The organism is Streptomyces sp. NPDC003635 (assembly GCF_053587635.1).
This window is the reverse complement of record NZ_JBSFOK010000061.1, coordinates 18,983-44,492: the sequence shown is the minus strand read 5'-3', so window position 1 is coordinate 44,492 and position 25,510 is coordinate 18,983. Positions and strand designations below refer to the sequence as shown.

20 protein-coding genes and 1 pseudogene are annotated in these 25,510 nt (G+C 68.8%); 7 read left to right on the top strand and 14 right to left on the bottom strand.

Going from position 1 to position 25,510, the window contains the following annotated elements; genetic code table 11:
• Positions 1 to 65: 65 nt before the first annotated feature.
• Positions 66 to 1,055 (bottom strand): Gfo/Idh/MocA family protein, encoded by a 990-nt coding sequence (locus tag ACWDRW_RS36100; RefSeq protein WP_451731422.1) that lies wholly within the window; start codon positions 1,053 to 1,055, stop codon positions 66 to 68.
• 381 nt (positions 1,056 to 1,436) lie between these two features.
• Positions 1,437 to 2,177 carry a class I SAM-dependent methyltransferase gene (locus tag ACWDRW_RS36095; RefSeq protein WP_451731419.1) on the bottom strand — a complete coding sequence of 247 codons (741 nt, stop codon included), beginning with the start codon at positions 2,175 to 2,177 and terminating at the stop codon, positions 1,437 to 1,439.
• Positions 2,178 to 2,628: 451 nt separating this feature from the next.
• Between ACWDRW_RS36095 and ACWDRW_RS36090 the strand changes: the two genes are divergently transcribed.
• Both ACWDRW_RS36090 and ACWDRW_RS36085 read left to right on the top strand, forming a co-directional pair.
• A complete protein-coding gene (locus tag ACWDRW_RS36090; protein WP_451731417.1) occupies positions 2,629 to 4,347 on the top strand; it encodes a TlrC/CarA/OleB/SrmB family ABC-F type ribosomal protection protein in 1,719 nt (572 codons plus the stop codon).
• A 465-nt stretch (positions 4,348 to 4,812) separates the two neighbouring features.
• On the top strand, positions 4,813 to 5,388 hold the full coding sequence (locus ACWDRW_RS36085) for a dihydrofolate reductase family protein (RefSeq protein WP_451731414.1): 576 nt from the start codon (positions 4,813 to 4,815) through the stop codon (positions 5,386 to 5,388).
• Here the strand turns inward: ACWDRW_RS36085 and ACWDRW_RS36080 are convergent.
• Together ACWDRW_RS36080 and ACWDRW_RS36075 are read right to left on the bottom strand one after the other, a co-directional pair.
• Complete coding sequence (locus ACWDRW_RS36080; protein WP_451731411.1) at positions 5,370 to 6,080, bottom strand: helix-turn-helix domain-containing protein; 711 nt, start codon at positions 6,078 to 6,080, stop codon at positions 5,370 to 5,372. The genes ACWDRW_RS36085 and ACWDRW_RS36080 overlap by 19 nt on opposite strands.
• Before the next feature lie 143 nt (positions 6,081 to 6,223).
• Complete coding sequence (locus ACWDRW_RS36075) at positions 6,224 to 6,400, bottom strand: hypothetical protein (protein WP_451731409.1); 177 nt, start codon at positions 6,398 to 6,400, stop codon at positions 6,224 to 6,226.
• A 238-nt stretch (positions 6,401 to 6,638) separates the two neighbouring features.
• Here ACWDRW_RS36075 and ACWDRW_RS36070 point away from each other — a divergent pair.
• The 3 genes and pseudogenes from ACWDRW_RS36070 to ACWDRW_RS36060 all read left to right on the top strand — a co-directional run.
• A pseudogene (locus tag ACWDRW_RS36070) lies at positions 6,639 to 6,860 on the top strand (helix-turn-helix domain-containing protein); the annotation flags it as partial.
• A gap of 124 nt (positions 6,861 to 6,984) precedes the next feature.
• On the top strand, positions 6,985 to 7,557 hold the full coding sequence (locus ACWDRW_RS36065) for a S1 RNA-binding domain-containing protein (RefSeq protein ID WP_451731406.1): 573 nt from the start codon (positions 6,985 to 6,987) through the stop codon (positions 7,555 to 7,557).
• 1,017 nt (positions 7,558 to 8,574) lie between these two features.
• The gene (locus tag ACWDRW_RS36060) at positions 8,575 to 12,273 is read left to right on the top strand and encodes an NACHT and WD repeat domain-containing protein (RefSeq protein ID WP_451731404.1); all 3,699 of its coding nucleotides are present in this window, start codon (positions 8,575 to 8,577) and stop codon (positions 12,271 to 12,273) included.
• Positions 12,274 to 12,820: 547 nt separating this feature from the next.
• On the opposite strand, the gene ACWDRW_RS36055 is transcribed toward ACWDRW_RS36060, so the two are convergent.
• On the bottom strand, positions 12,821 to 15,028 hold the full coding sequence (locus tag ACWDRW_RS36055; RefSeq protein ID WP_451731402.1) for a HEAT repeat domain-containing protein: 2,208 nt from the start codon (positions 15,026 to 15,028) through the stop codon (positions 12,821 to 12,823).
• 740 nt (positions 15,029 to 15,768) lie between these two features.
• On the opposite strand from ACWDRW_RS36055, the gene ACWDRW_RS36050 reads away from it, so the two are divergent.
• Complete coding sequence (locus ACWDRW_RS36050; protein WP_451731399.1) at positions 15,769 to 16,302, top strand: DUF4760 domain-containing protein; 534 nt, start codon at positions 15,769 to 15,771, stop codon at positions 16,300 to 16,302.
• Positions 16,303 to 16,350: 48 nt separating this feature from the next.
• Here the strand turns inward: ACWDRW_RS36050 and ACWDRW_RS36045 are convergent, their stop codons facing one another.
• The 6 genes from ACWDRW_RS36045 to ACWDRW_RS36020 all read right to left on the bottom strand — a co-directional run bounded on the left by ACWDRW_RS36045 (position 16,351) and on the right by ACWDRW_RS36020 (position 21,539).
• Entirely contained in the window at positions 16,351 to 16,527 is a 177-nt protein-coding gene (locus ACWDRW_RS36045; protein WP_451731396.1) for a hypothetical protein, read from the bottom strand.
• A gap of 114 nt (positions 16,528 to 16,641) precedes the next feature.
• Positions 16,642 to 17,301: a fasciclin domain-containing protein gene (locus tag ACWDRW_RS36040; RefSeq protein WP_451731393.1), complete on the bottom strand. Its 660-nt coding sequence runs from the start codon at positions 17,299 to 17,301 to the stop codon at positions 16,642 to 16,644.
• Between the two features lie 68 nt (positions 17,302 to 17,369).
• Positions 17,370 to 19,040 carry a molybdopterin-dependent oxidoreductase gene (locus tag ACWDRW_RS36035; RefSeq protein WP_451731390.1) on the bottom strand — a complete coding sequence of 557 codons (1,671 nt, stop codon included), beginning with the start codon at positions 19,038 to 19,040 and terminating at the stop codon, positions 17,370 to 17,372.
• Between the two features lie 181 nt (positions 19,041 to 19,221).
• Positions 19,222 to 19,977 (bottom strand): anti-sigma factor, encoded by a 756-nt coding sequence (locus tag ACWDRW_RS36030; RefSeq protein ID WP_451731387.1) that lies wholly within the window; start codon positions 19,975 to 19,977, stop codon positions 19,222 to 19,224.
• The gene (locus tag ACWDRW_RS36025; protein ID WP_451731385.1) at positions 19,974 to 20,558 is read right to left on the bottom strand and encodes a sigma-70 family RNA polymerase sigma factor; all 585 of its coding nucleotides are present in this window, start codon (positions 20,556 to 20,558) and stop codon (positions 19,974 to 19,976) included. The genes ACWDRW_RS36030 and ACWDRW_RS36025 overlap by 4 nt, the downstream gene beginning before the upstream one ends.
• A gap of 504 nt (positions 20,559 to 21,062) precedes the next feature.
• On the bottom strand, positions 21,063 to 21,539 hold the full coding sequence (locus ACWDRW_RS36020; RefSeq protein ID WP_451731382.1) for an ATP-binding protein: 477 nt from the start codon (positions 21,537 to 21,539) through the stop codon (positions 21,063 to 21,065).
• 768 nt (positions 21,540 to 22,307) lie between these two features.
• Between ACWDRW_RS36020 and ACWDRW_RS36015 the strand changes: the two genes are divergently transcribed.
• Positions 22,308 to 23,864: a hypothetical protein gene (locus ACWDRW_RS36015; protein ID WP_451731379.1), complete on the top strand. Its 1,557-nt coding sequence runs from the start codon at positions 22,308 to 22,310 to the stop codon at positions 23,862 to 23,864.
• Positions 23,865 to 23,927: 63 nt separating this feature from the next.
• On the opposite strand, the gene ACWDRW_RS36010 is transcribed toward ACWDRW_RS36015, so the two are convergent.
• The 3 genes from ACWDRW_RS36010 to ACWDRW_RS36000 form a co-directional block, all read right to left on the bottom strand.
• Positions 23,928 to 24,401, bottom strand: a complete 474-nt coding sequence (locus tag ACWDRW_RS36010; RefSeq protein WP_451731376.1) for a HEAT repeat domain-containing protein — start codon at positions 24,399 to 24,401, stop codon at positions 23,928 to 23,930.
• Between the two features lie 195 nt (positions 24,402 to 24,596).
• Entirely contained in the window at positions 24,597 to 25,031 is a 435-nt protein-coding gene (locus tag ACWDRW_RS36005) for a DUF2267 domain-containing protein (protein WP_451731373.1), read from the bottom strand.
• A gap of 65 nt (positions 25,032 to 25,096) precedes the next feature.
• Positions 25,097 to 25,492, bottom strand: coding sequence for a DUF2267 domain-containing protein (locus ACWDRW_RS36000; protein WP_451731370.1), 396 nt, complete (start codon positions 25,490 to 25,492; stop codon positions 25,097 to 25,099).
• Positions 25,493 to 25,510: the final 18 nt, after the last annotated feature.

The window sequence follows — 25,510 nt, the reverse complement described above, 5'->3', positions numbered from 1 at the left end:
GGGGCGGGCCCCCCCCGCCCGCGGGGGCCCCCGCACCCCGGGCCCCCACGGCGGGCTCGCGTGCGTCATTCCCCGGGGTAGCGCACCCCGGTCCGTTCGCGCACCCGGTCCAGGGTGTCCATCACCGCGAGGGTGTGGGACGCGGGCAGCAGCGGTGACGCCGTCAGGCCCGCCCGCAGACAGCGCATCACCTCTCGGGCCTGGTGCCCGTAGCCGTTTCCTTCCTGCGGCGCGGCGGTCACAGTGCGGGGCTCATGGCCGTCCCGATGCAGGACGAAGGAGCGGGGATTGTAGAAGTCGGCCGGTATCTCGATGCGGCCGGCGGTGCCGTACACCGTCGCCCGGTGCTCGTCCTGCGCGAGCAGCGAGCACGTCAGTACGGCCATCGCGCCGTCCTGGTAGCCCAGCAGGATGCCCGTCTGCTCGTCGACACCGCGCGGCGACAGCCGCGCGTGGGCGGCGACCGTCTCGGGAGCGCCGAGGATCAGGTGGGCGAAGGCGACCGGATAGGTGCCCAGATCCAACAGGGCGCCGCCGCCTGCCGCGGGGTCCCACAAGCGGTGGTCCTGGGGCGCGTCCACGCGGGCGCCGAAGTCGGCGTGCAGGGCACGGACCGCACCGATGGCACCCTCGCCCACCAGCTCCGCGATGCGCAGGACGACCGGGTTGAGGCAGGTCCACATCGCCTCCATCACGAACAGGTTCTGCTTCTCCGCCAGTTCGGTCAGCCGACGGGCCTGCTTGCCGCTGAGCGCGAAGGGCTTCTCGACCAGCACCGGCTTGCCGGCCTCCAGGCAGGCCGTCGCGGCGGCGACATGCTGGGCGTGCGGGGTGGCGACGTAGACGACGTCGACCTCCGGGTCCGCGGCCAGCTCCCGCCAGCTGCCGTGGGCGCGGGGGATGCCGAAGCGGTCCGCGAATGCCTGCGCGGACTCCGCCGACCGGGACCCGACCGCGGTGACCCGGGCGTCCGGCAACAGCAGCAGATCCTCGGTGAAGGCGGCGGCCATACCGCCGGTCGCCAGGACACCCCAACGGACGGGCTGTTCACTCACGTGCTTCTCCTGTTCGGCGGTGCTCGCGGTACACCCCGCACTCTATGGGCACGTTCCCACCAAGTGATGGGGCGACCGTACTGCGGACACTTCACCCGCGAGAGGGGAGACGGCCCAGTGAGGCGGGACGGGGGTCGGGCCCGGGAGCCGCTTCGTCGGATCGCAAGAATGCCGGACAAGGGCGCCTCCAGGAGTACTGCCCCGAGCGAGCTCCCCCGCTGATCACGAGCGGCGTCGTTCGGTGCCACAGCGCGAGGCCCATGGTGGTCGCGCCATGCACGTGTACGGGGCCTTCGCCAATGCTCACTGTGATGCCGCAGCCCTCGGGGCCATGGGCCTACGGCAGATGCGGCGGCGCCTGTTCCCCACGCGGCGGAAACTCTACGGTTTGTGAGTGACCCAGAGCAGTTCCGCAGGCCAGCGGTGTGCCCAGTCGGGCGGGTCGGTTTCGTTGTAGCCGTTGGCTGTTCCGGGTTCGGGCCGCGGCTCGATGAGGTCTTCGATGACCAGACCCGCCCCGCGCAGGACCCTGACCCAGTCGCCGTAGGTGAGCTGATAGCTGGTCGCGCCGTCGCCCTCGGCGATCGTGTCCAGCCCGAAGTAGTCCTGTTGCAGCGTCGTGGTCACCCGGCTGCCGGCCTCGTCGTAGCACGCCTCGAACCAGGGGCTGGCGACGTTGAACACCAGGCGCCCGCCGCGGGCCAGGACGCGTGCGGCCTCGGGTACGGCCAGGTGCGGGGGCGCCCAGCTGAGCCCGCCAAAGTCGCAGAACACTACATCGAAGCTGCCGGCGGCGAAGGGAAGCTGTTCGGCGGCGCCCTGCACCAGGGGGTATCGGGCCGCTCCCATCGCGTCGGCCGCTGCGGCGAGTTGGGCATCGGACAGGTCCAGCCCGACTACGTTGACGCCCTCCGCAGCGAGCGCCCTGGACCACTGCCCGGCACCGCAACCCAATTCGAGGACACGCTTACCGGTGACGTCACCCAGCGCGCCAAGGCGCGCGTCGGGGATGGAATACATCCCCCACAACCGGGGTGCAGCACCGATCTGCGGATCGTGCTCGCGCTGGTAATCGCCGCTGATCTCATTCCAGAGCCGCCGGTTGGCGAAGATGCTGTCCACGCGCCCGACTTCAACACCGCCTCCCGGCGGCGGTCAACACCATAAGGGGCGCCGGCCTACAGCCGCCGGAAGAGGTGGCGGCTGACGATCGGCTGACCGCGCTCATCCCTGGATCCATGCTGCTGTTCGGGCAGGCGACACTCCCCCACCCGCCCAACGGGCCTTCACGGAAGACGTGACGTTCCGTCTTGACACTCGCGACGGCAGCCTGCATAGTGATCCCCCAAGGCAAGACGAACCGTCTCGTCTCTACTCGGGTTGATCCACCGAAGGACCCAGCGCCGCCCGGCGCACGGCCGACGCGCACCCGAGTCATCACGGCAACGAGAAGAGGCATCCCGTAGGACGCACCGCAACCACCCCACCCCAGCCGGACCCCGTCTCCCGCGAGGGCACCGGATACGTCTGCACATCACTTCGATCGGCCTGGCCGGGAATGGGGAAGACCTCCATGCGTACCTCACAACTCACCCTCCGCGACGTCACCAAGCGGTACGGCACCGGCGTCGTGCTCGACCGGGTCTCCTTCACCGTCAGCCCTGGCGAAAAGGTCGGCGTCGTCGGCGCCAACGGCTCGGGCAAGTCGACGCTGCTGCGGCTCCTCGCCGGGCAGGAACCGAGCGACAACGGCGAACTGACCGTCGCCGCGCCCGGTGGCACTGGCTACCTGCCTCAAAAGCCTGCGCACTCGGCCTGGGCCACGGTGCGGGACGCCGTCGACCTGGCGCTGGCCGACCTCCGCGAGCTGGAATCCCGCATGCGGGAGGCCGAAGCGGCCTTGGCGCATGCCGAGCGGTCCGACCGGGCCGGTGCGGATGACCCGTACGCGGCATACGCCGACTTGATCGCGCAGTATGAAGCGCGCGGCGGCTACGAGGCCGACACGCGCGTCGGTATCGCGCTGCACGGACTGGGCCTGCCGCACCTGGACTTCGACAGGGAGCTGGCGACGCTCTCCGGCGGCGAGCTGTCCCGCCTGACGCTGGCCGCCACGCTCGCCGCGCAACCGGAGCTGCTCCTGCTCGACGAGCCCACCAACGACCTGGACGACCAGGCCGTCGGCTGGCTGGAGGAGTTCCTACGCACGCACCCCGGGACGGTGGTCGCGGTGAGCCACGACCGGGAGTTCCTGGCGAGGCTCAGCACGACCGTGCTCGAGGTCGACGCCGGCAAGGTGTCGCGCTACGGCAACGGATACGACGGCTACCTCCGCGCCAAGGCGGCGGAGCGGCGCCGACGCCTGCAGGCGTACGAGTCCTGGCGTACCGAGCTGGCCCGCAACCGGCAGATCGCGCAGTCGAATGTCGCGCGCCTGGACGCCATCCCCCGCAAGATGGCTTTGAGCGTTTTCGGCCACGGCGGATTCCGCGCGCGGGGAGGCGGCCACGGCGCGATGTCGCGAATCCGCAATGCCAAGGAACGTGCGGCCCGGCTGACCAGCGCCCCGGTCGTGGCACCCGCCGAACCCCTCGTCCTCACCGCCCACTTCGCCACCACGGAAGGCAAAAGCACCACGGCGGCGGCCGAGCTGACCGACGTCCACGTCGCCGGGCGGCTGCACATCGACGCACTGCGGATCCGGCCCGGCGAACGACTGCTGGTGACCGGCCCCAACGGCGCCGGCAAGTCCACGCTCATGCGCGTCCTCGCGGGCGAGCTGCGGCCCGACGGGGGTTCGGTGCGGATCGCCGGACGGGTCGGACACCTTCGCCAGGAAGGGGCACGGTGGTCGCCGGAACTGACCGTCGTGCAGGCGTTCGGGCAAGGCCGGGAAGGCAGCCCGGACGAGCACCGCGAAGCGTTGCTCGCGCTGGGCATGTTCCAGCGAGCGGATCTGGACCTGCGCGTGGGAGAGATCTCGTACGGACAGCAGCGCCGCATCGAGCTGGCCCGGCTGGTCAGTGGACCTGTCGACCTGCTCCTGCTCGATGAGCCCACCAACCACCTCGCGCCCGCGCTGGTCGAGGAACTGGAGGCTGCGCTGGCGACCTGCACGGGCGCTCTGGTGGTCGTCACGCACGACCGACGCCTGCGCGCCCGTTTCGCCGGCACGAGGTTGGAGCTGCGTGACGGCCGGCCCGTCGCCGCCCCGGCGGTGGCCGGGCCGGCGGGCAACGCTCCAGTGGCTGTGCCGCCACGGACGCAGACGAGTCTGCCCGCGTGCACGTGAGGACCACGACCCCGGTGTCGAACGTCTGGTGCCGGCGTGCCGCAACCGATGCTGAAAGCCTCTCGTCCTTCCTCACCCAGCGACCACCCACCCGACGCGCACCCGCGATCCGTGACACTCGTACTCCCCGGTCACCGCCGCGATCACAAGGCCAGCAGACACCCGCCGGACGCGCCACGAACCGAGGGGCCCTGCGGGCAGCTGACGGCATACCACCGGCAGAACGCCCGGACGGAAGCCTCACACCGGCGGTGGGACCAGTCGGCCCGTTCACTCGGCCGGATGCACACACGCCCGGCCAGCCGGAGACGCTCCCGGCAGACCCCGGCCCCCGCCGGCATGCCGGGCCAGGGCCGCACGGCCTCCCCGGCCGCCCCCAGCCGGTGTCGTTTCCGTCCAAGACGCCGCTCCCGGCCTCGATCTAGCCTGATCTCAGGAGCTCAGCCCGTAATGAGGAGACAGCAGATGCGTAAGTTGGTCTACACCGGATTCATGTCGCTCGACGGCGTTCTGGACTCGCCCGGCGGCCCCGAGGAAGGGCACCGGAGCGGCGGCTGGGTCGTCAAGGACCTGGAGTTCGTCCCCGAGGCCTGGTCGCTGAAGGGCGAGGAACTGTCCGACACGACGGCGCTGATGTTCGGCCGCCGCAGTTACGAGGCCTTCGCCTCGGTCTGGCCCGCCTCCGAAGACCACGCCGCCTACAAGGAGCTGCCCAAGTACGTGGTCTCCAGCACGCTGCCCGACAATGCTCTCGTCGAGGGGTGGGGGCCGACGACGATCCTGCGCACCACGCAAGACGTCGCCGAGCTCAAGGAGAGCGAGGGCGGCTCCGTCTACATCCACGGCAGCGCCGAGCTGGCGCGGCGGCTGTCCGAGGCCGGCCTGATCGACCAGTACAACCTGCTCGTCTTCCCCGTCCTGCTCGGTGCCGGCAAGAGCCTGTTCGACCGGTCCGACCGGGACAAGCAGATGCTGTCGCTGCGGGAGTCGGAGAGCTACTCCAACGGCATCCTGAAACTGGTCTACGACGTGAGGCGCTGACCCAGGTCGAGCGCGATCGCGCCGCCCGCACCCTCCCGCAGCTGCCCGACAGTGCGCCCCACATAGGCGCGCAGCGCCCGGGCCAGGTGCGGCTCGTCGAAGTAGTCGAGCTTGACGACCACGTCGGCGGCCGTGCTACCGGCCGCCAGCAGCTCCGCCGCCGTACGGGCCCGCTCGATCTGCCGGATGCTGCCCCGCGTCAGGCCGGTCGCGGCCCGGAAACGGCGTTCCACGGTCCGCCCCGACACCGCCGGGTCACGGCCTTGCAGGACCTCGGCGACCAGCGGATCGCGCACCACGATCTGGGCCTTCACCAGCCGCTCCACCAGAGCCTCGGCGTCATCGGCGACCGGTATCTCCCAGCGTCCGCCATCCAGGCGGAACGTCCGGCGTGTGGTGTCCGGAAGCTCGACACCACCGTCGACGAGCTGCGCCGTGGGCAGGGCCCGCAGCGAGGTGCCCACCGCGAAGTCGATACCGGTGAACACAGCCCCTTCCGGCACCGGAGCCGTGCTCGTCCGCGTCTCGGGGCCGGTGACAGCCGCGTAGCACTGGCCGTCCTGCTCCCAGAACACCAAGCCCCAGCGCACCCCCGCAACCGACGTCATCGCCGTGACCTGCTCACTGGTGCAGGTCCACACACTGTCAACCCACAACGAGTCCGACCGACGTGTCACGAAACGCAAATCCACCAGCGCAGGATACGCCGCGCGGAGTGCCGTCGGCCCGGGTCGGCAGCGGTCGCTCGAGCCTCGCGGCGCACGCTGCCCGGGCAGCCCATACCACCCGGGTCGCGCGCGTGCCTCCCGTGCACCGGTGTGCCGCGCCCGCGGCGTCAGCGTCTGCGACCGCCACGCGACCAACCGCTGCCGATCCCAGCGAGGTGCAGGGCGAGCACGGTCAGCCCGAGGAGCATCACATTGGTCGAGCTGAAGGCATCGTTGGTGGAGATGTCTGCAGCGTTGATCAGGTAGGCGATGAAGAACAGTACTGCTGAGATGATGGCCAACATGGGGTGCATCCCTTCGGGTTGAGGCTCGTCGCCCGTGTGCCGTGCGAATGCCCCGCAAACGCCGGTACACACGGCCCGGCCAACCATCAACCGCTGGTGCTCCCCCACGGCCCAGCTCACCGGGCAGGGTGACGGGGGTGTCACCGCTGACCGTCAACAGGGCCGCGCCCACACGGGCTTGTGACGCACCACCACGGCCCGGCCAGTGGTGACGTCCGATCCAACCGCTTGAGGTGCGGTGGCTGAGCCTGTCCGCGGGCGCAGACTGACCAACCACGAGGGGCAGAAGCTGCAGCAGATCGTGCGTCGGGGCAGCACCAGCTCGGTGCGCTCCCGGCGCGCGATGATGCTGCTGGCCTCGGCCAACGGGAACCGGGTGCCCGTGATCGCCCAGCTGGTGCAGGCCGACGAGGACACCGTCCGGGACGTGATCCACCGGTTCAATGAGATCGGCCTGGCCAACGACGTGAACGCGCCCGCATCCGCAGCGAGAAAGGCATCCGCTGGGGCGGACGTCCCCTCAAGGACCGCAGCGTGAGCGCACTTCCCACCCAGTGCCCGGGTCCTCGTGAAAGGCTGGGAGCATGTTGGGTGGACCGTCTGAGAACCCGGAACTCTGGGCCTTCCTGGAATCACTGCACCCCGGCGAGTTGCTCTCCGGCACCGTCACAGCGATCGAACGGTTCGGTGTGTTCGTTGCGCTGGACGACGGACCCGACCATCCGGTCTTCCCCGGCGTCGGGTTCATCTCCTTCGCTGAACTGTCCTGGCGACGTTTCGAGGCGGCCACCGAGGTCGTGCAGGTTGGACAGCGCCTCTCGTGCGAGTTCCTCCAGTTCGACACGTGGAACCTGGAGGCCAGACTGTCCTTGAAAGCCACACAACCGGACCCCTTTCAGGTATTCGCTGACACCATTGCGGTGGGGCAGAAACTGCCTGGCCAGGTCACCAAGCTGATCCCGTTCGGCGTTTTCGTCCGGGTCGCCGACGGAATCGAGGGACTGGTTCACCTGCGAGAGCTCGCCTGGACACCGGTGGAGACTCCCTCAGATGTCGTCCAGGTCGGCGACAAGGTCACGGTGGTCGTCACCGAGATCGACCGAGAGCGACGCAGGCTAGCCCTCTCCCGACGACAAGGCTCATCCGCCGATCTGTGATGCGCCACCTTCCTGCGACACCTCCCTTGCTTGAGTGTTCCTGAACGTCTGCTCAGTCAAAGGAGGGGCACTCGTCAGGCCGGTGAATGTTTGCGGTCACAGCACTAGCGTCTGCCGAAGCCAGGCGAGAAGGCACCGTTGCGTAGTCAGGCCTGCGCGAAGGGGTTGGGATGCCGGGCCGCTCGGCCCAACTGCGTGCGGAGGCCTGCACATACGGGTAGGACGCGACCAACCCGGCGAGGTTGTCGAGTAAGTCCGCCAACCTCAGGAAGCGTGGCTGTAGGCGAGCGCGGTACCCACCAGCGGTGGGCCTGGCGCTCCGCGCCAAGTGCGTCGTTGACGGCGGCCGGGTTATCCGCGTGGGTTCAAGCGTCAGGGTCCTAACTCTCGCTACGGGATGGACTCGTGACGGGTCGCCATGTCCGCCTGCAGGCGTACCTCCTGCGGACGGCCGGCGCAAGCAGCCCGGGGGCGTACTCGTAGCGGGCCCAGACGTAGCAGTCGGGATCGAGGGTGTAAGCCATTGTGACCTCCCGCAGTGCATCTTCCCCGTCACCGAGTTCACCCCGCACTTGCGGCCGGTGCAGCACACAGGAACAAGTTCCGTCGGGTGTCATCTGCAGCGGATCCCGGAGGCGGACCTGCCGATTCGGAGCGGGCAGCGCAATTGCGGGAGACGAGCCGTCAGTCAGCGCCAGAGCATGTGGAGACGGTCTTGCCGCACCAGGCGCCGATCTCCAGCGCGTGCACTGCCCACTACCTATGGCTTTGGTCCGCGCTCAGCCCGCCCGTTCTCTGTGAAAACGGCTTGATGACTCACGTCGAGCCGTCCCGCTCGACGCCCTTCTCTCATCAGTTATGCCCATTCGCCGTGGCAACTCCTGTCACGCCGAGCAGGAGCAGCGCACGTGGTCAATCGAGGGGTGCCATGGACAACGAGGGGAGGCTGCCTATACGAATGAGTCCGTGCACCCATTGCGCCAACGCGGCAACCGGCGGTCGCTTACCGAGCGCTTGTTGATCTACATCCTGCCTGGCCTGGCGATCGCACTCGGGGCCTTGCTGGGACTGCTCACGTCGGACCCGGTCACCCCAGCCATAGTCATCCTCACAGTCCTGATCGTGGTCTTGGGGTTCGTGGCGCCACCGGTCGTGGACGAGCTCCGGGATCGAGTCTCACAGCGGGCACAGCATCAGCAGCTGATGACTCGTCAGGCTGAGCATGCAGCGTCAGAGCGGGCGGAGCAATTGCGGAGTCACTTCCACCCACGAGGCCGTGGGATCCTGCCTTCAATCGTGCGCGACGGCTCCTACTTCATCGGACGTGTTCAAGCGCTACGTGAACTGGTGGACTGGATCAACGGCAACGGTCCGGACATCACGCGGTCTCGCGTCGTCACCGGCGCCCCAGGATCTGGCAAGTCGGCGATACTCGGACGGCTGGTGAGTCTCGCCCATGCCGAACTGCGCAGCGCGGTGCTTGCCACCGCACCGTTGGAGACACGACCGCCGGTCGGTTCCATCAGTGCCGCCGTGCACGTCCGCGGTCGCACGGCAGACGAGGTGGCCGCCGAAATCACACGCGCTTTAGCGATCGACGAGGTGACGTGTAGCGGCCTCCTGGCACATCTCCGTGAGGCTTCGTCGCCCCAGCCTGGTGTGATCGTGGTCGATGGGGTTGATGAGTCTGCTGATGCCTCCCAGCTCATCATCGACCTGCTGGAGCCGCTCGCAGCAGCGTCCGAGCGAACGGGAATCCGCCTGCTCGTTGGTACTCGGCGAGGAGGCCAGAGTCACTTGCTGCGTCTGTTCGGAGCCTCGGCAGTCGTACTCGACCTCGACGAGGAGCGGTATCTGGATCGACGCGATGTGACCGAGTACGTCCGTCGCACCCTGCTGGCCGAACCGGACCCGCAGATCCGCAGCCCCTATCGCGCCCGTCCCGAATTGGCCACCATGGTCGCTGCCGCCGTAGCAGCCCGCGCCGGTTCCAGTTTTCTGGTGGCGCAGCTGACGGCACTGTCCTTGATGGCTTCTGAAGCACCCGTAGACACGACGAGCTCTGGGTGGGCGGAGACGTTTCCCACCACAGTCGGTGCCGCCATGGACCGATACCTTCGCGATATTCGGCCAGGGGGCCCATGGCTGCGCGATCTTCTGATGGCTCTGTCCTGGTCTCAAGGGGACGGCTTCTGCGATCCACGGACTTGGGCGGACGCGGCCAGAATGCTGGGAACAGGCGCATACACCGAACGCGATGTCACTCGGCTACTTCTGGACAGCGGTGCGGCGGACCTGCTCCAGCGCACCACCCAGGGAGACCTTGTCGCCTTCCGGCTCTTTCACGAAGCGCTCGGCGAACACCTGCGTCAGCTGAGCACTCGACAGCGTTCAGCATCCGCAATCCACCGTCGGCTCACGGACATCCTCGTTGAGAACCTGCCCGCGTCCGTCGCCGACGGGCCAGACTGGACACGCGCTGACGCATACACCTGTAGTCATCTGCCGTTTCACGCGAGAGAGGGCCAGGTGCTGGACCGGCTCCTGGATGACGCGGGCTTTCTTGGTGCTGTGGATCCGGCGCGCCTGCTGGCGGCGCTACCTGGTGCCGTCACCGAGTCAGGCCGACGAGTAGCTCGCATCATTCAGCGAGTTGGCCAGCAACTCCTCGTCGCGCCGGAAGACGAACGCATCTGTTACCTCGAGATGGCGGCCCGTATGGCCGGCGACGATCACCTCGCTGCGGAACTGGGCGCAGCAGTCGACAGTCACCCTTGGTCGGTGCTCTGGGCTCGCTGGGATGCCCTGATCGAGAGCCGCATGCTCGGTCATCATGATGACTACGTTCTCGCCATTGCCACCGTTGAGACAGCAATGGGCGTAGTGGTGGTCTCGGCGAGCGCGTGGAACGTCCGGTCGTGGCGCCTCATCGATGGTGCCCCCGTGGCTACTGGCGCACGAGAACCGGATTCCCCCATCGTCGACATGGCGGCCTTCTCGGAGGATGACAACCTCTCCATCGTGACGCTGCACGAGGATGGAACCTTGCTGCGCACGACGACGGCCGCGGCGGTACCCCAGCGGGTTCTGGCAAGCAATCGTGAGCCCATGGGTGTTTGGCCATTACAGATCGCAGGTCAAGCCGCAGTGGCTACGGTCAGCCGAGACCACGTGATCGACGTGTTGTTGGCCCGGAACGGGCATGCGCTGGCTATGCCGCGCGTTCCCATCGGCCAGGACGACCAGGTTCTCGCCGTGGACAACGTCGGCGCGCGCTGCCTAGCGGTGGTACGTGACAGCGAGGGCGCCGTCACGACGTGGGATCTCACTGTCGGGCGCCCGCTCAATGAACCGCTCCGCCCCGAAGCGCAGTCGCCGAACCTCCGTGGTGACACGCAGTTCTGGGCGGCGTCACTCGCTCAACACGAGGACGGCGCCGTGGTGCTTCTGGGAAGTGACTCAGGCCAGGTGATCGCCTGGGACCCGCTACGCGGAGAACCTGTCGGAGACCCGCATCACGGCCGCGCCGGAGTGTTCACCACTCTCATCGCGGGCCGCGACAATGATCTGTGGTGTTGGGGCGATTGGAACGGCAACCTCTACTTACGCGGTTCCGGCCAGCGGGAAGTTCGACAACTGGCCATTCACGACGGCGGAGTGCAGTCGCTCGCACACTGTGAAATCAACGGTGTCGGCCTCCTCGTCACCGGCGGACGTGACGGCGCCGTCCGCGCCAGTCAAATCTCTGCACCCGACCCGACGGCTTCCGCAGGTGAACACCACAACCTCATCTGTGGAGCCGACTCCGCAGGGGGCGGCTGCGTCGGGGCTATCAGGGCCGACGGGTCCATCGTGATCTTCGATGCGGACAGCGGCACCGTGCTTGCCGAGCTAAGGCAAGACGACGAGGAGAGCTTCCGTTGCGCAGCAACGGTGCCGGGCAACCCACGATCCTTCGTCACGCTGGATGCGCAGGGTCTTGTTACATTACGTAACTTTCCGGACGGGCAACCGTCGTACGACTTCCGGCTTGCCGCGGACGATGAGTGGAGACGCATCGCCGTCATGAACAGCGAGCGGCCGCTGCTGCTCGCCACGGCGGCGAGCGGACGTATGAGTTTCACAGAGTTGGCCTCCGGTGAGTCCGCGCGGCCACCGGTGACCTGCCACACTGGCCACTTCCTGGTAGCTCCGCTTCCAGAACAGCCGACCGGAGCCCATCGGTTCATTACCTGGGCCCGGGAAGCCCCGGTGCCCCGGCTGTGGACCGTGACCAGGAACGAGACGCGTCATCTCGACCTACCCGTCCTTACCCTGGACAATGGTGACCCGTCGGCCATCTCCGCTGTCACCTTCGGCCGCATGGGTGACACTCCGGTCGCCATCGGAGCCGGTGTCTATTCACATTTGCACATCTGGAACACCGAAGACGGCTCCCTCATCGCCAACGCTCAACTCGAGCAGGCTCATCACATGGCACTGTCAACTGTTGACTCCATCCAGGTCGACACGCAGCCTCTCGTCCTCACTGGCGGACACACTTGCTCTGCGGCCCTGTGGTCCCCGGCGAGCCTCCGGGAGCACCATCTTCGAGTCGGCTCGCCCCTGTGGTGCACGAGGTTCCTCGCCCGCAATCGCGCAGTCGTGGCAGGGCCGCGCGGCATCATGGTTCTCGAACTCGGCTCGAATTTGCTCCGTCGAATCGAGCAAGCCTGATCCTGCCCGTGAATCCCAACGCTCAGCTCATGCTGGGCGGTGCCGGGGACAAGGCCGGGCAAACCCTGCCAGGTGCCGGACGTGCTGACCCTGGTCATCGTGGGTGGCGTCCTCGCCGACGGAAGACGGCGAGGCAGCCAGTTCATGGCATCAAGCCACACCAGGACCCGTGCGCGCCGCCGATGGGCATCGCCACGATGCGCGCGAGCACGAACGTCGCTCAGGTACTCCCGCCCGACACCCCCCACCGGTCGGGCCACACTGGAGACCCTGACCGGAATATTGCGCGGCCACCGGCAGTGGCTCATCCCTCAATCGAGCAAACCGCCGCAAATCTGTCCGCCAACGACGCGCCGTGGCACGTGGCTCTCGCCTGTGTCAGCGAGGCCTGCGGCCAACTGGCCACCCTGCCCGGGCTGCTGGCCCGCCAGGGTCCACAACGAAGCACAACCGACAGTGACATGATCAAACGACCTCGGTGAAAACCTCGCACCCATACGTCGATGTCCGGCCTTGGTCTGCGCTCTGCATACCGACACGGTGGTGCCTATTCCTCCTCGGCGGGGGCAGGTTGCGGGAGGTCTCGCAGCCGCGTCACGAGGGCACGGCAGATGCGCTCGATCTCAAGGTCGGGAGCGACTGCCGCACTCCACGGGTCGTTGGTCCGGTGGGGTTGCGCGAGCGCCATCTGGATCCGGGGCAGGGCAGGGCGTGCAGCCTGGCCCATGCGATTCAGGCAGGCGAGGACATCGGGCGCGGTGGCGTCGTTGTCCTTCCAGGCGTTCAGGAGCGCCGACACAACGGTGTCGGCCTCGCTGACTCCCCCTATGTCCCACAGTGCTGATGCCGTGCGGACGAGAGTCCACGCGCTCCCCACATTCAGTACCGCGGCATCGTCTTGCACGTTCCGTGCGTTCATCTCCGTCTGCTCGGTCAGTATCTGTCGCAGGCGAGGCAGGACAGGAGCGGCGGGAGGTCCGATCCGGCCGGCGAGGCCGATGGCGGCGAAGTTCCGTCGGTCGTCAAGGAGGCGTTCCAGCAGCGGCACGACACCTTCGGGACGGTGCTCGATGTCCCATACAGCGGCTGCCGCGGCCGTACGGACGTCCGCGTTGTCCGCCTCGGTGAGGGGCCGGACGGTGTCCAGGACGGAGGCGGCGCGGGTACCGAACGCGGCAAGTGCCCTGAGCACGGGCTCGACGGTGCGCCACTGCTTGTGCCGGACGGCGGCCTGGAGGGCGTCGGCGAGGGCAGGTACGGCCGCCGGATCCCCCAGTTCGGCGAGGGCGGAGGCGAGCGACGCCGGGCTGACATCGGGCCACTCCCGTGAGTGATCGACAGCGGCGAGGAGGCGAACGAGTCGGGACGTGAGTTCGGCGGCGGCCTGGGGCAGATGTCCTGCCGCGTTCACGGCTCGCCAGGCGTCAACACCGGTATCCAGCGCGGTCAGTAGTCCCGGCAAGGCCCGCTCGTCTCCCAGCTGGGCCAGCGCCAGAACGGCCTGCTGATGGGCTCGGCGCAGCTCGGGGTGCGGGCTCGCCCATACATCGGGCCGGTGTGTGGTGCGGTGGGTGATGACGTAGGCGGCGAGGGCTTCCCGGGCCGGCTCGGCCAGTCGGCCCAGGGACCCGAGGGCCTCTGCCGCTGCCGCCGACGTATAGGAGTCGCATGGCAGAAGACACTCGGCGAGGAGCCGCACCAGGTGAGTGTGTTCTCCCCGCCAGGAAGCGATCAGGCCGCGTGCCATTTTGATCGCGTCGTACCGGGTGGCCGCATCGGGGCTGCGCAGCTGCTCGCGGAGCAGCGCCGTCCGGTCCTCGACACGCGAGTCGAGCACCTCGTGGAAGGTCACCAGCAGGGAGGTCGTCGGTGCGTGGACGCGTCCGTGGCGTTCGAGGTCGGCGAAGGCCGCGGCGATGTGCGCAGGCACACCAGGGTCGCGGTCGGCCTCGACAGGACACGTACACGGTCCCGACGGTCCCTTGCTCTCGTCCTGTACCTCGCTCTCCTCGGGCCGGGGTATCGGCGTGATCCGGCGGAGGAGTCCGATCGCGGTGGGCACTGTGGTGTCGTCGATGGACTCGGGAACGCAGCGGGCCCGCTGGACGAGCGCCGCAAGACGGACATCGGCATCCACTGCCATCCCGTCGGCGAGGAGGTCGAACCATTCCCGCGCCGGTACCCGCGCCGCCGGGAGCCGAAGCGCCAGGTCGCCCATCGTCCGGACCACCAGCAGCCGCTCCGTGATGCCGTCCTCGACGGTGAGCCGGTCCCGCAGGGCCCCTGCCGCCCGCTCGGCGTCATCCAGGAACAGTCCCAAGCCCGCGATGGCGGCCCGACGCACCTGCGAGTCGGCATTGCGCGCATAGCCGATGAAGGCCTCGCCGCGCCGGCGTATGAACGCTGCGGCGTCCTGATAGGCAGTGGACTCCTCACCGTCGGGACCGATCCAGACGGCGCCGGGTTCGTCACGATTGACGGCTTCACGACCGATGTTCACGATCAGTGCGACCACCGATGCCCGATTCGGCGTGGAGGGGGTGTCAGCCATGGCGAACAGGAACGGCAAACTGGCAACCGTGCAGGGATACACGTCCCCCTGGTGGTGGGCTGCGCTGTAGAAGCTGCTGAACGCCTGCTCCCGGACCTCGGCGTCGGGCGAGGCCATGTCGCGCAGCCATTGCGGAACATCACCGGCGGGTCCGTAGGCGTGCCCCATGGACGCCCAGTCGATGCTCTCCAAGTTGTTGATCATTCCCGGCACTATGCCGGACGCCACTGACACCCCCGGCGGAACCGACCATGATGCCCGTCCCCAGGCCGGCGTGGAGCACCAGCGGTCGGCGTCGACGCCGGGGACTGCTCACCTCGAATGGCGCGTACTGCCGGCTGGGAGAACTGTGCGGCACGGCCGTCCGTCGCGAGGCCCTACGCCCACGAGCGGCCGCTGCCGTCTTTCTCGTGGCGGTCACCGCACGCAGCAACGACTTGAATCGGGCGGCCAGGACCCCGCTCGGTGGCTGCCGACGCCCGCCGAGCAGCAGTGCCGCTCGGTTTCGGAGTCAGTGGTCACCAACACTCCGCTGCAACCTGGCGGCGATGCAGCCGAGTTTGAGGAGTTGAAGGTGTTCGCCGACGGACCATGCGAAGAGACAGTCGTCATGATCAGCCCTGCACTCCGACCTCAGCGGGCCTCCGGAGCACCCTTTGCCGTTGCAGTGCAGCGGGCTTCGGACTGCCGCAGAATCCGCACTCGCAGTCCTTGTGCCCGCTGCCTCCATGGGCAGGGCCACCCTCGAGCCGCCACCGGCCCGGGGCCTGGATGCGGGAACCGTCAGGCGGCGGGCGCCAGGGCCCAGACCGCGCCGCGGGGAGAACCGAGCCCGCCCGCGCCCCGACGAAGCCCAGCCACGACAGCCATAGGACCTGCTTCCAGGGTGTGGCGGGAGCTGGCGTCGGGCAGACCTCACGTTGCGCAGCACACTTTGGGGGCCGATGTTGCTGTTCAACCTTCTCACCCTGACCGTCGCCCTGGTGGCCGTCGTGATCGCTGCGGCCTCGGCTTTGCGGCAGGCATCCGACACGCGACGCACGAACCTGCTGCTGTACATCCTGGAACTGGGATCCCGCGCGCGTGCACCCGAGTTCAAGGAAGCTACCGACTTCGTCACGACATCCCTGGACGGACGCGACCCCGCCCTGGGCATCTCAGGCCTTCCGCCGTCCGAACGCGACAAAGTGCTGCTCGTCGGAGGCTTCTACCAGGATCTGGGAATGCTCGTCGTCACCAGAACCCTGGAAGAAGACATCGCCGTCGCCATCCACTACACCGGCATCAAAACCGTATGGCAGGCACTGGAACCGTTCATTCAGGGAGAACGTCAACTCCTCGGCAGGCGCGAAGCCGGCGGCCTGTGGAGATCCTTCGAGCACCTGGCGGTCCTCGTGGAGACCACACCCTATGACGCCATCCGCTTAAGGAACGACAGACGGTTCCGCCGACGCCGCTTCCCCACTCCACCGCACTGAACCGGCCCCGGCGCAAACCGAACCTCTGAGCGTGGTGCACACGCCGAGTCAAGGCCGGGAGCCGTGGCGGGAGCCATAGCCTCCGTCGTTCAGGTGACCGTGCGATCTCCACTTGACTTCACCCTCGGCATTGGCCGAGACCTCGGCCAGGCCGAGCGCGTCCAGGACATCCGCGATGCGGAGGAAGACACCAAAGGGCAGTTGACCGATGAGTTCGGCCGTCACCTGCGTTCCCGCAGGCGCGGACGCACCGCTGCTCTGAACGCGGAGTCCGTTGAACCGGTGGGCGGGTAGGGGCCGAGGCCATCCGGCCTCGGCCCCCTCATTCCCGGTTCGGCGTCAGGCGCTGGGCATCAGCACCGTGTCGATGATGTACACGTTGGCGTTGGCGGTCTTCACGTTGCCGCACACCACCTTGGCGGACTCGTTGACGGTGTAGGACTCACCGGAACCGGAGGTAGTCAGCTTCGACTTCTCCAGCGTCTCGAAGGAGCCGTTCTCCAGGTCCGCCGGCGTCAGCTTCTGGCCCACCACGTGGTAGGTGAGGATCTTCGTCAGCTGGGCCTTGTCGTTGAGGACCTTGTCAAGGGTGGCCTTGGGGATCTTGGCGAAGGCGTCGTTGGTCGGCGCGAAGACGGTGATGTTCTGCGCGTTGTTGAGGGTGTCGACCAGTCCGGCCTTCTTCACCGCGGACACCAGGGTGGACAGCGCCGGATTGTTGGAGGCGGCGGTCGCCACCGGGTCCTGCGCCATGCCGTCGAAGGAACCGGCACCCGACGTCGGCACCGACGAGCAGGCCGGCCCGAAGGGCTCGTCCATGCCGGCGGTGCTGTCGGAGCCGGCCATGCTCTCGTCGGAGGCCGGGGTCGACGCGGACGCCTTGGAGGAGCTGTCGGACTCGGCGGCATCGCTGCCGCTGTCGGAGCAGGCGCTCAGGGCGAGCGGCAGGACGGCCGCGGCGGCCAGGGCGACGGCGGTACGGCGGATACGAGTGCTCATGAACATTCTCCTGTGGTGAATGCAGCGGAGGCTGCGGTGTTGGGAAAAGGGGCAGGTGGTACGGGGGGTCAGTCGACGGTCACGACAACGGAGTGCCATCCGCTCGCGCCGTCGGGGACGGTCCGGGTGCGTTTGTCGGTCTGCACCCGGCCGGTGCGGTCCGTGGCGCGCACGGTCAGGGTGTGACCTCCCTTGGTGGCCTCCCAGGGGAAGGACCACTGGCGCCAGGTGTCCCGGCTGTCCTCGGCGGCCAGCCGGGCCGGCTGCCAGGGACCGTCATCGACTCGGACCTCGACCTTGTCGAGGCCGCGGTGCTGGGCCCAGGCGACCCCGGCGACCTGGACGGTGCCGGACCTGGGGCGGGCGAACGGCTTGGGTGTGTCGATGCGCGACTGCGTCTTCACCGGCGCCCGCCGCGCCCAGCCCCGCTTGACCCAGTAGGGGTCGTAGGAGTCGAACGTGGTCAGTTCGATGTCCTCGATCCACTTGCAGGCGGACACGAACCCGTAGAGGCCGGGCACCACCATGCGGACCGGGAAGCCGTGCGCGAAGGGCAGCGGTTCGCCGTTCATCCCGACCGCGAGGAGGGCGTCCCGGCCGTCCATGACGTCCTCGACGGGGGTGCCGAGGGTCATGCCGTCGACCGAACGAGCCACCAGCTGGTCGGCCGGTCCGCCCTTGGACGGCGGTATGACCCCGCACTCGGCCAGCAGGTCGGCCAGCCGTACGCCGAGCCAGCGGGCGTTGCCCGCGAAGGGCCCGCCGACCTCGTTCGACACACACGTCAGCGTGATGTCCCGCTCGATCAGCTCTCGCCGCAGCAGCTCGTCGAAGGAGAGCGTGCGCGGGCGCCGCACCCCTTTGCCGTGGATGCGCAGCTTCCAGCTCCCTGCGTCCACCTTCGGCACCACCAGGGCGGTGTCGACGCGGTAGAAGGAGTCGTTCGGGGTGAAAAAGGCGCTCACCCCGGGAAGGCGCAGCTCGGCGCCCTTGGGCACGCCGGGCGCGGTCGAGGCGGGCTTGGGCAGGACGAGCCGGTCGCGTGAGGCGACCGCGTCCCGCCCGCTCGCCCGGTTCAGACCCCGGCCCAGCGCACCGACTCCGGCGGACACGGCGGCGGCAGCGGAGGCCGCGATGACGAACCGGCGCCGGTCCCAGCCCGGCCCACCGGTGTCGCCTCCTCCCCCACCGGAGGGCCCACCGGCATCTGCCGCACCGGCCAACCCGCCAGCACTTCGGGCACCGGCCGGCCCATCAGACCCTGCGCCTAGCGGCGCCGACAGCGCTGCGAGGAGGTAGAGCGTCACGGCACCGACGAAGGCGCCCACCAGGGACGGCAGGGCGTCGACCGGCCCCTGCGCGTCGGGCCTGGTCAAGGCCGCCGCCGCTCCGACCACGCCGAACAGCAGAACACCGACGGCGCCAGTGCGCCGAAATCGCAGGGCGACCATTCCCAGAACCAGCGCGAAAAGCGCCAGCACGGCGAAAATCCCGAGTTGCAGGAAGAGTTTGTCGTCCGTCCCGAAATTGCGGATCGCCCAGTCCTTCACGGCGGTAGGCGTACGGTCGATCGCCGCGCCTCCCACCGCGATGACGGGTCCGGCCTGCGGGCGCACGGCCACCGAGACCAGCTCGGCCACGGAGAGTGCCGCGAAACCCGCGACGCCACCGCTCACCGCACCGGCCGTCGGGCGGGTCCAGGCGCCCAAGGCGCGTGCTTCCTTCTTGTCGTCCGTCACGTGGGGAATCCGATTCCGCAAAGACGGCGGATTGGTCGCTCCCACGATCGGATGGAATTTTTTCGCAGACCAATCCGCGGCCCGTACGGCTACGGATCAATGGGCTGGCGGATATTCAGTAGGGCACGCAAAAACCGCCCGGAGCCGATTCCGGGCGGTCTTTGCGGTGCGCATCCTGCGGTCAGGTCGGGAAGGACAACAGGGCCACCGGGGCGGAGGTGGGCTGCTCGCTGCCGCCGGCCGGTTCCACCGTGACCCCCATGGCCGAGGCCCCGCCGACTCCGCCCTGCAACAAGACAGCCTGGTCGGTCCGGCCGGGGTCCATCAGACCGGCCGACCGCATGCTGTCGCCGTCGTCGAACCACAGTTGATAGACCTTGCCGCGGTCGGGATGCGGCATCCCCGCGACGACGAACACGGCCTGATTCCTGCTGCGGGACACGACGACCGTGCCGGTGGAGCCGTCGCCGAGCGCCGCAGCCCTCGTCCTGGCATCCGGCGCGGCCAGCACGGTGGCGATCTCGTCCGTCACCTGCTCCGCCCGACGTGCCTCGCGGATCGCGTCCTCGGCCCGCTCGTGCTGCCAGAGGGCCGTGCCGCCGAGCGCGGCGGCGGCCGCGAGGCAGGCGGCCAGCGCCCACCGGGCAAGGTGACGGCCGCGCAGCCTCGCCCGGACCGGGTCCACCACCGAAGCCGCCCCGTACGGCTGCTGCTGCCGTACAGTGCCGATCCGGCGCAGCACCTGCTCGCGCAGGGCAGGCGGAGCCGACACCGTGGCGGCCAGCCCCAGACGGGCCGCGGTGGCGGACAGTTCGGCAGTCTCCTGCGCACAGGCCGCACAGCCCGCGAGATGCCGCTCGAACGCCACGCTCTCCTCGTCGGACAGCGCCTGCAGCGCGTACGCACCGGTCAGCTGGTGCAGTTCGGTGGTCGTCACGCGGTCACCCCCAGACAGTCGCGCAGCCTGATGAGGCCGTCCCGCAGCCGGGTCTTCACGGTGCCCAGCGGAAGCGACAGCGACTCCGCCACCTGCCGGTAGGTGAGTCCCCGGTAGTAGGCGAGGGTGACGGCCTGCCGCTGGATCTCGGTCAACGTGCGCAGACAGCGTCGTACCTGTTCGCGCTCCAGCCGGGCTTCGACCTGCTCGGTCACCTCGTCGAACTCGGGCGTCCGCTCCAACAGTGCGGCTTTGTGGTCCCGCGCCGCCGCGGCCTCCACCGACCGCACCCGGTCCACGGCCCGCCGGTGCGACAACGTGAGGATCCAGTTGAGGGCCGTGCCCCGGTCCGGCCGGTACCGCGGGGCGGTGCGCCACACCTCCACCAGGACTTCCTGGGCGATCTCCTCCGACTGCGCCTGGTCCCGCAGGACGGCCCGCACGACCCCCAGCACAGGGCCCGCGACAGCGTCGTACACGGCGGCGAACGCATCCTCGTCACCCAGCGCCACCCGACCCACCAGCTCCTGGAGATCCGGCTTTGACGAGGGGTTTCTGCCGATGTGAACGGCTTCTTTCACAGAATGGCCTCCAGGCTCAGAACGTCTACGGACGTAATCCGATCCTGTAACGGCCGCGGATTGGTCCTCGTCGGCGAACTCATGCAGGGTCCGTCAGGGCGTACGGCTCGGGTGCTGCCCAGCCGGCTTGCCATCCTGAGGAACTTGGCGACACTGAACGGACCAACGCGTACGCGGCCTCAGCTTCCACATTGACCGCCTCGTCAAGGACTGCCGAGTGGTGCTGGGCGCGGAATTGGACCCGGACGATGGCCGCGGCTACGTCCGGCAGGCCGTGTGCTCACCCAGCTTCGAACCGCGCACCTCGCCATCCCGGGCAACCGCCTGCAGGGAAGCACGCTTCCGTGACGCGGGTCGCACGATCCGCCTCCACATCGTCCCGACAGCGCGTGCGACTGCCACCACGTCTGCCGCCACCCACCTGAGGGCCTGGCCACGCTCCCGGTGGCCGGCCCGAGGCGGCAGTTACTGCGCGTGCCAGCGCCTGCGGTGCCTGGCGGCTGATCAGCACACGCCGTCGCCACCCTCGTCCCCGACCGCGTCGTCGGCCAGCACCACGGCCGCCGTGATGCGCTTGCCCACCGGCTCCCGGTGCATCTCGAAGCTGCGGCAGACCGCCACGACGATCTCCAGCCCGTGCTGGCCCACCCTGCCCGGGTCAGCCGCCTGGGCAACGGGAAGACAGGGCTCGCTGTCCCACACCGTCACCTCCACCGCCCCCTCACGGACTTCCAGGGTCAGCAGGCACGGGCCCGGCGCGTATTTCCGGGCGTTGGTCACCAGCTCACTCACCACTAACTGAGCCATGCCCTGCGCGCGGGCGGACACTGCCAGCCCATGCACGGCCTGAAGGTCTGCCAGGAACGACCGGGTCAGGTCTCGAGCCTCAGCAATGTCCTCGATGCCCTCGTACGCGGCGGAAACCGAGATCGGGCGGTCCACGAACGGCTGGGAGCTCTCATCCTGCCCAGGAATGTCCATACAGTTCGCCTCACGTCCGAAGCGTCGATCTCGCGGGGCGCGCCTACCCCACAAACCCCTTCTCAGTCCTGGACGAGGATGCCCCGGCAGCAGGCGAGGCTCGCGCCCGCGCCGCCCACCATCACAAGACCGTCAGCGCAAGGCCACCGAGCCTGCCGAACATAACAAGGCCACCGAGGCCGCGGGTACCACTCCCGAAGTGCGGGTGCGGGCAGTTCGGCCGAAGCACGGGGAAGTCGACGACGAGCTGGGGGCAGTGATTGACCCCCCGGCGTCATCCGGCCGAGTGGACCCAGGCCGCCGATCGGCCTCGGCTGCACGAGGCGTCCTGCCAGAGCCCTCAACTCCCAGACCGGCCGGAGATGCGCCGCCTGTGCGGCTGGGCGGCCGAGCGGGGACCTGTGCCACCAGCCCTGGGGGTGACGCTCGTGCCGAATGTGTCCGAACGAATGCGGTGGGTGACTCCTGTTGGCCATGCTGGTCTCCTGCCGCAGCGGGTGGGCGCTGTTTCCGAAGCAGACGACGGGAGGGTGCACCCCCGCCCGTGGCCAGAAGAAACCTGCTGCTGAGGATTGAACGCGCAGTTCAGGGGTGGAGCAGAGCCCTGGGCGGGGGTCGGGGGGAAAGAACTTGGCGAGGCAGAACACCAGCGGCCGGCCAGAGCGAGGGCGGCCTCGAGGGCACCCGCGCAAAGGGCTGCCGGAGGGGGCGAAACCGCCGGAGCGAGGGGACTTCGTCAACCTGCTACAGGCGGTCTTCTTCGATCGGATGAGTCACCTGGGCTTCACCGATGTCCAGATGGGCCGGGAGCTGGGATACAGCGAGACGCAACTCGGCACGATTGCCAACGGCCAGAGACTCCCCGATTACGCGGAGCTGTTCGCGCTGCTGGACCTGGTCGAGGTGACCCTCGGGCAGCCGCTGACCGACACCGTCCGCGAACACCTGTGGGAGCGCTATTTGCGGGCCGTTGAGGTCACCCGGCCTGAACTCGCCGCCTACTACCGGTTGAAGAAGAAGGCGGAGGACATCCGGCGCCGCCAGCGGTCCATGGCGGCCGAGCAGGCATCCCGGCCACCGGAGTCCGCGGCCGATGACGACCTGGGCCGGGAGCATCCCGCTGTCCAGCTCCGCGACGAAGCCGCCCGACTGCACCGGCGGGTCGCGAGCTCTGGAATCCCGTTGCCTCCGCAGCCCATCGTCACGCCGCCCCCCGGTGCTCAGCGCCCGCCCGCTGTCGACGCCATGCTGGACAACACCGCTTGGCTGCTGGACCAGGTCGATCAGGCGCTGATCCGTCAAATGGAGAGCGCCGAGCCCGTCGAGGACGCTCCTGACGAGGAAACAACCTTCGCCGCCCCCTCCCGGCCCGCACCTTCTCCACCCGCGCCTCGGCCCGCTGAGGCTTGGCCCACCACCGCGTTACCGTCAGGGGAGGCCGTCAGGCGCGTCGGCCATGCAGCCGCCTACCTCCTGTCGATCGCGGTCCTGGTCGTGTGCACCGTCCTGGTGGCCGGATTCGTTCGTGACCACTTGCCCGCCGACGACAACTCGGCCGCACCCTCCCAAGGCACCAACCAGAACGGCGGTACCAGCGGCGACCCCGACGGTGGCTCGTCCCGCATCCCCGGCGGCGCGGGAGGCACCGGTGCCACCGACAGCGATGCCACCAAGGGCGGTACGGGCGAGAGCGAGTCCACGACCCGCGGCGGGGGTGAGAGCAGCGCGTCGTCCACCCTGCCCGCCCCCACGCTCCTGCAGCCGGCGGACGGGGCGGTGCTCACCCAGTCTCCGCGGACCACGACCGTCGAATGGGCTGGTGTGAAAGGCGCATCCGACTACCGTGTCGAGGTCGAGTGCCACCATTGCGTGACCATTGGGGCCTGGTCCCCCCAAGCCAACACCACAACGCCCGAGACCAGTCACAACTTCACCTGGCCCGGCGACAACGAGGGCCGGTGGCGGGTCACCGCCCTCACGGCGGACGGCACCAGCGGAAGCACCAGCCCCTGGCGACACTTCCGCTACGACACGAGCATGCAGGCACCCGTGCAGGTCAGCCCCGCCGACGGCACGGTGTTCGACACCTCCCCCCGGACCACCACGCTGACTTGGGAGCCCGTCAGCGGGGCAAGCCGGTACACCGTCGAGGTCGAGTTCTACGACACCGACTGGCGCCCCTGGATCCGGGACGAGACGGCGAGTACCACCTATCAGTTCGACTTCGTGGGCGCCCAGGCGGGCCGCTGGCGGGTTACCGGCATCGCCGAGGACGGAAGCGCAGGCCCCAGCAGCAGTTGGTGGCAATTCACCTACACCGTCTGAGGATTCCAGGACGTGCCCACCCAGCCACCGGACCATACGTGGCGGGCGACCTGAGCGCCGGAATTACGGGGCTGTTCCTCCCTGGGCGGACTCCCGGCTCCAGTGCAGTTCGTTCACTGCCTCCGCCGCCTCCCTGCGCACCTCGGGGTCGGGGTGGTGCAGGAACCGCTCGACGACCGGCAGCGCCGCCTGGTCGTGAGTCGAGCCGAGGATGGCCATGACGTAGGCCAGGAGCGGAGGTTCGAAGACATCCGCGCCGACCGCGAGCGGCTCCACCACCCGGTAGGGAAGTTCGTAGTGCGTGGAGGCGGTGCAGGCTGCGTGCAGCGCGGACTCCCGCACCGGGTGGCTCTCATCGGAGAGGGCGACCGTGACGAGGCGTTCGACGGCCCGCTCCGCGTCCTCGGGTGTCAGTCGGCCGGTCTCCAGAACGTCGCTGACAACATCGAGGCAGAGGTCCCGGCGGCCGGGACGGGAGCCGTGCAGCTCCTCCCATGCCGACTCGATCAATGACGTGAGGCCCTGATACTCGTGCACGGCCCGAGGATATGAGATGGGCGCTTCCTGGTCTCAGGGATAACCGACGGCGGAGCAACGACCTCCGCAGCTCAAAAGAAGCCGCATCAGCCTTCGCCGGCCCCGGGCCCCGGCTGAGTTGCGGTGTGGAGGTCGTTGCTGCCCGTGGACGCGTCACGGTCCCCGGCGTGCTCCGGCGTCGAAGAGCCCGGGTGCCTATGCGGCTTGGATGAGTTCGGCCCGGCCGAAGAGCAGGGCGTGGCCGGGAGGGAGCTGGTGCAGGATGCGGGTGAGGAGACCGGTGCCGGCGAGGGCGGCGACGGTGGAGAGGACGGATCCGGTGTCCCAGCGGGTGGTGGCCGCGGTGGCGCCGCTGCGGGTGGCGAGGTCCTTGACGAAGGCCCATCCGGTGAGTGGCTGGGTCTCGGGGATCTGTGCGGTGAGGATCGTCGCGGCTTCGACGGGGAGGCGGGCGGCGAGTTCGACGCGTTCCTCGCCGGTCAGCTGGCGTCCGAGTCCTGCGAGGACGAGGCGGACAGCTTCCTCTGCTCTCTCCCGGGTGGGATAGGCGCCTTCATATCGGACCTTCTCCAGCAGCTGCTCGTAGGTCATGACGGGCGTGCGCTGCAGGGGTGGACGCCGGTCGGACATCACTGCGGTGTTTGCCTTTCTGTGGTGCGTCGCCGCCGGTGTGCGGGCGGGAGTTGTGCCGGTGATCAGGTGGGCTGGGGGCGGCCGAAGAGGAGGTCGTAGCCCGCGGGGAGCTGGAGCAGGATCTGGCCGAGCAGGTCGTCGCCGGCGGCGTCGGCGACGGTGCTGAGGACGGCGCTGACGTCCCAGGCCGCGGTCTGCTCGGTGGCTCCCTCGATCCAGGCCGCTGTCGCTCGCACGAACCGCTCCGGAGTAAGGGGCTCTCTGCTGTGCAGCGGGTTGAGGAGGATGAGGGCGAAGGCTTCCGGCAGGCGTGCCGCCAGCTGGGCGCGTACTTCGCCGACCAGGTGCGCGCCCAGCAGGGCGAGCACCACGCGGGCTGCGCGTTCGGCTTCGTGCGGGCTGTCGTACCGGCCGCGTTCCTTCACCTGATCGAGGAACGCTTCCCGTCTCAGCGTCATGTCCACCGCCACCTTTCC

Bases quoted from the DNA above. Each gene is read 5' to 3' on its own strand.
- ACWDRW_RS36040 (WP_451731393.1), bottom strand. From the start codon at position 17,301: ATGAGCACTCGTATCCGCCGTACCGCCGTCGCCCTGGCCGCCGCGGCC.
- ACWDRW_RS36005 (WP_451731373.1), bottom strand. From the start codon at position 25,031: ATGTCCGACCGGCGTCCACCCCTGCAGCGCACGCCCGTCATGACCTAC.
- ACWDRW_RS36015 (WP_451731379.1), top strand. From the start codon at position 22,308: ATGAGTCACCTGGGCTTCACCGATGTCCAGATGGGCCGGGAGCTGGGA.
- ACWDRW_RS36055 (WP_451731402.1), bottom strand. From the start codon at position 15,028: ATGATCAACAACTTGGAGAGCATCGACTGGGCGTCCATGGGGCACGCC.
- ACWDRW_RS36085 (WP_451731414.1), top strand. From the start codon at position 4,813: ATGCGTAAGTTGGTCTACACCGGATTCATGTCGCTCGACGGCGTTCTG.
- ACWDRW_RS36050 (WP_451731399.1), top strand. From the start codon at position 15,769: ATGTTGCTGTTCAACCTTCTCACCCTGACCGTCGCCCTGGTGGCCGTC.
- ACWDRW_RS36065 (WP_451731406.1), top strand. From the start codon at position 6,985: ATGTTGGGTGGACCGTCTGAGAACCCGGAACTCTGGGCCTTCCTGGAA.
- ACWDRW_RS36000 (WP_451731370.1), bottom strand. From the start codon at position 25,492: ATGACGCTGAGACGGGAAGCGTTCCTCGATCAGGTGAAGGAACGCGGC.
- ACWDRW_RS36075 (WP_451731409.1), bottom strand. From the start codon at position 6,400: ATGTTGGCCATCATCTCAGCAGTACTGTTCTTCATCGCCTACCTGATC.
- ACWDRW_RS36020 (WP_451731382.1), bottom strand. From the start codon at position 21,539: ATGGACATTCCTGGGCAGGATGAGAGCTCCCAGCCGTTCGTGGACCGC.
- ACWDRW_RS36090 (WP_451731417.1), top strand. From the start codon at position 2,629: ATGCGTACCTCACAACTCACCCTCCGCGACGTCACCAAGCGGTACGGC.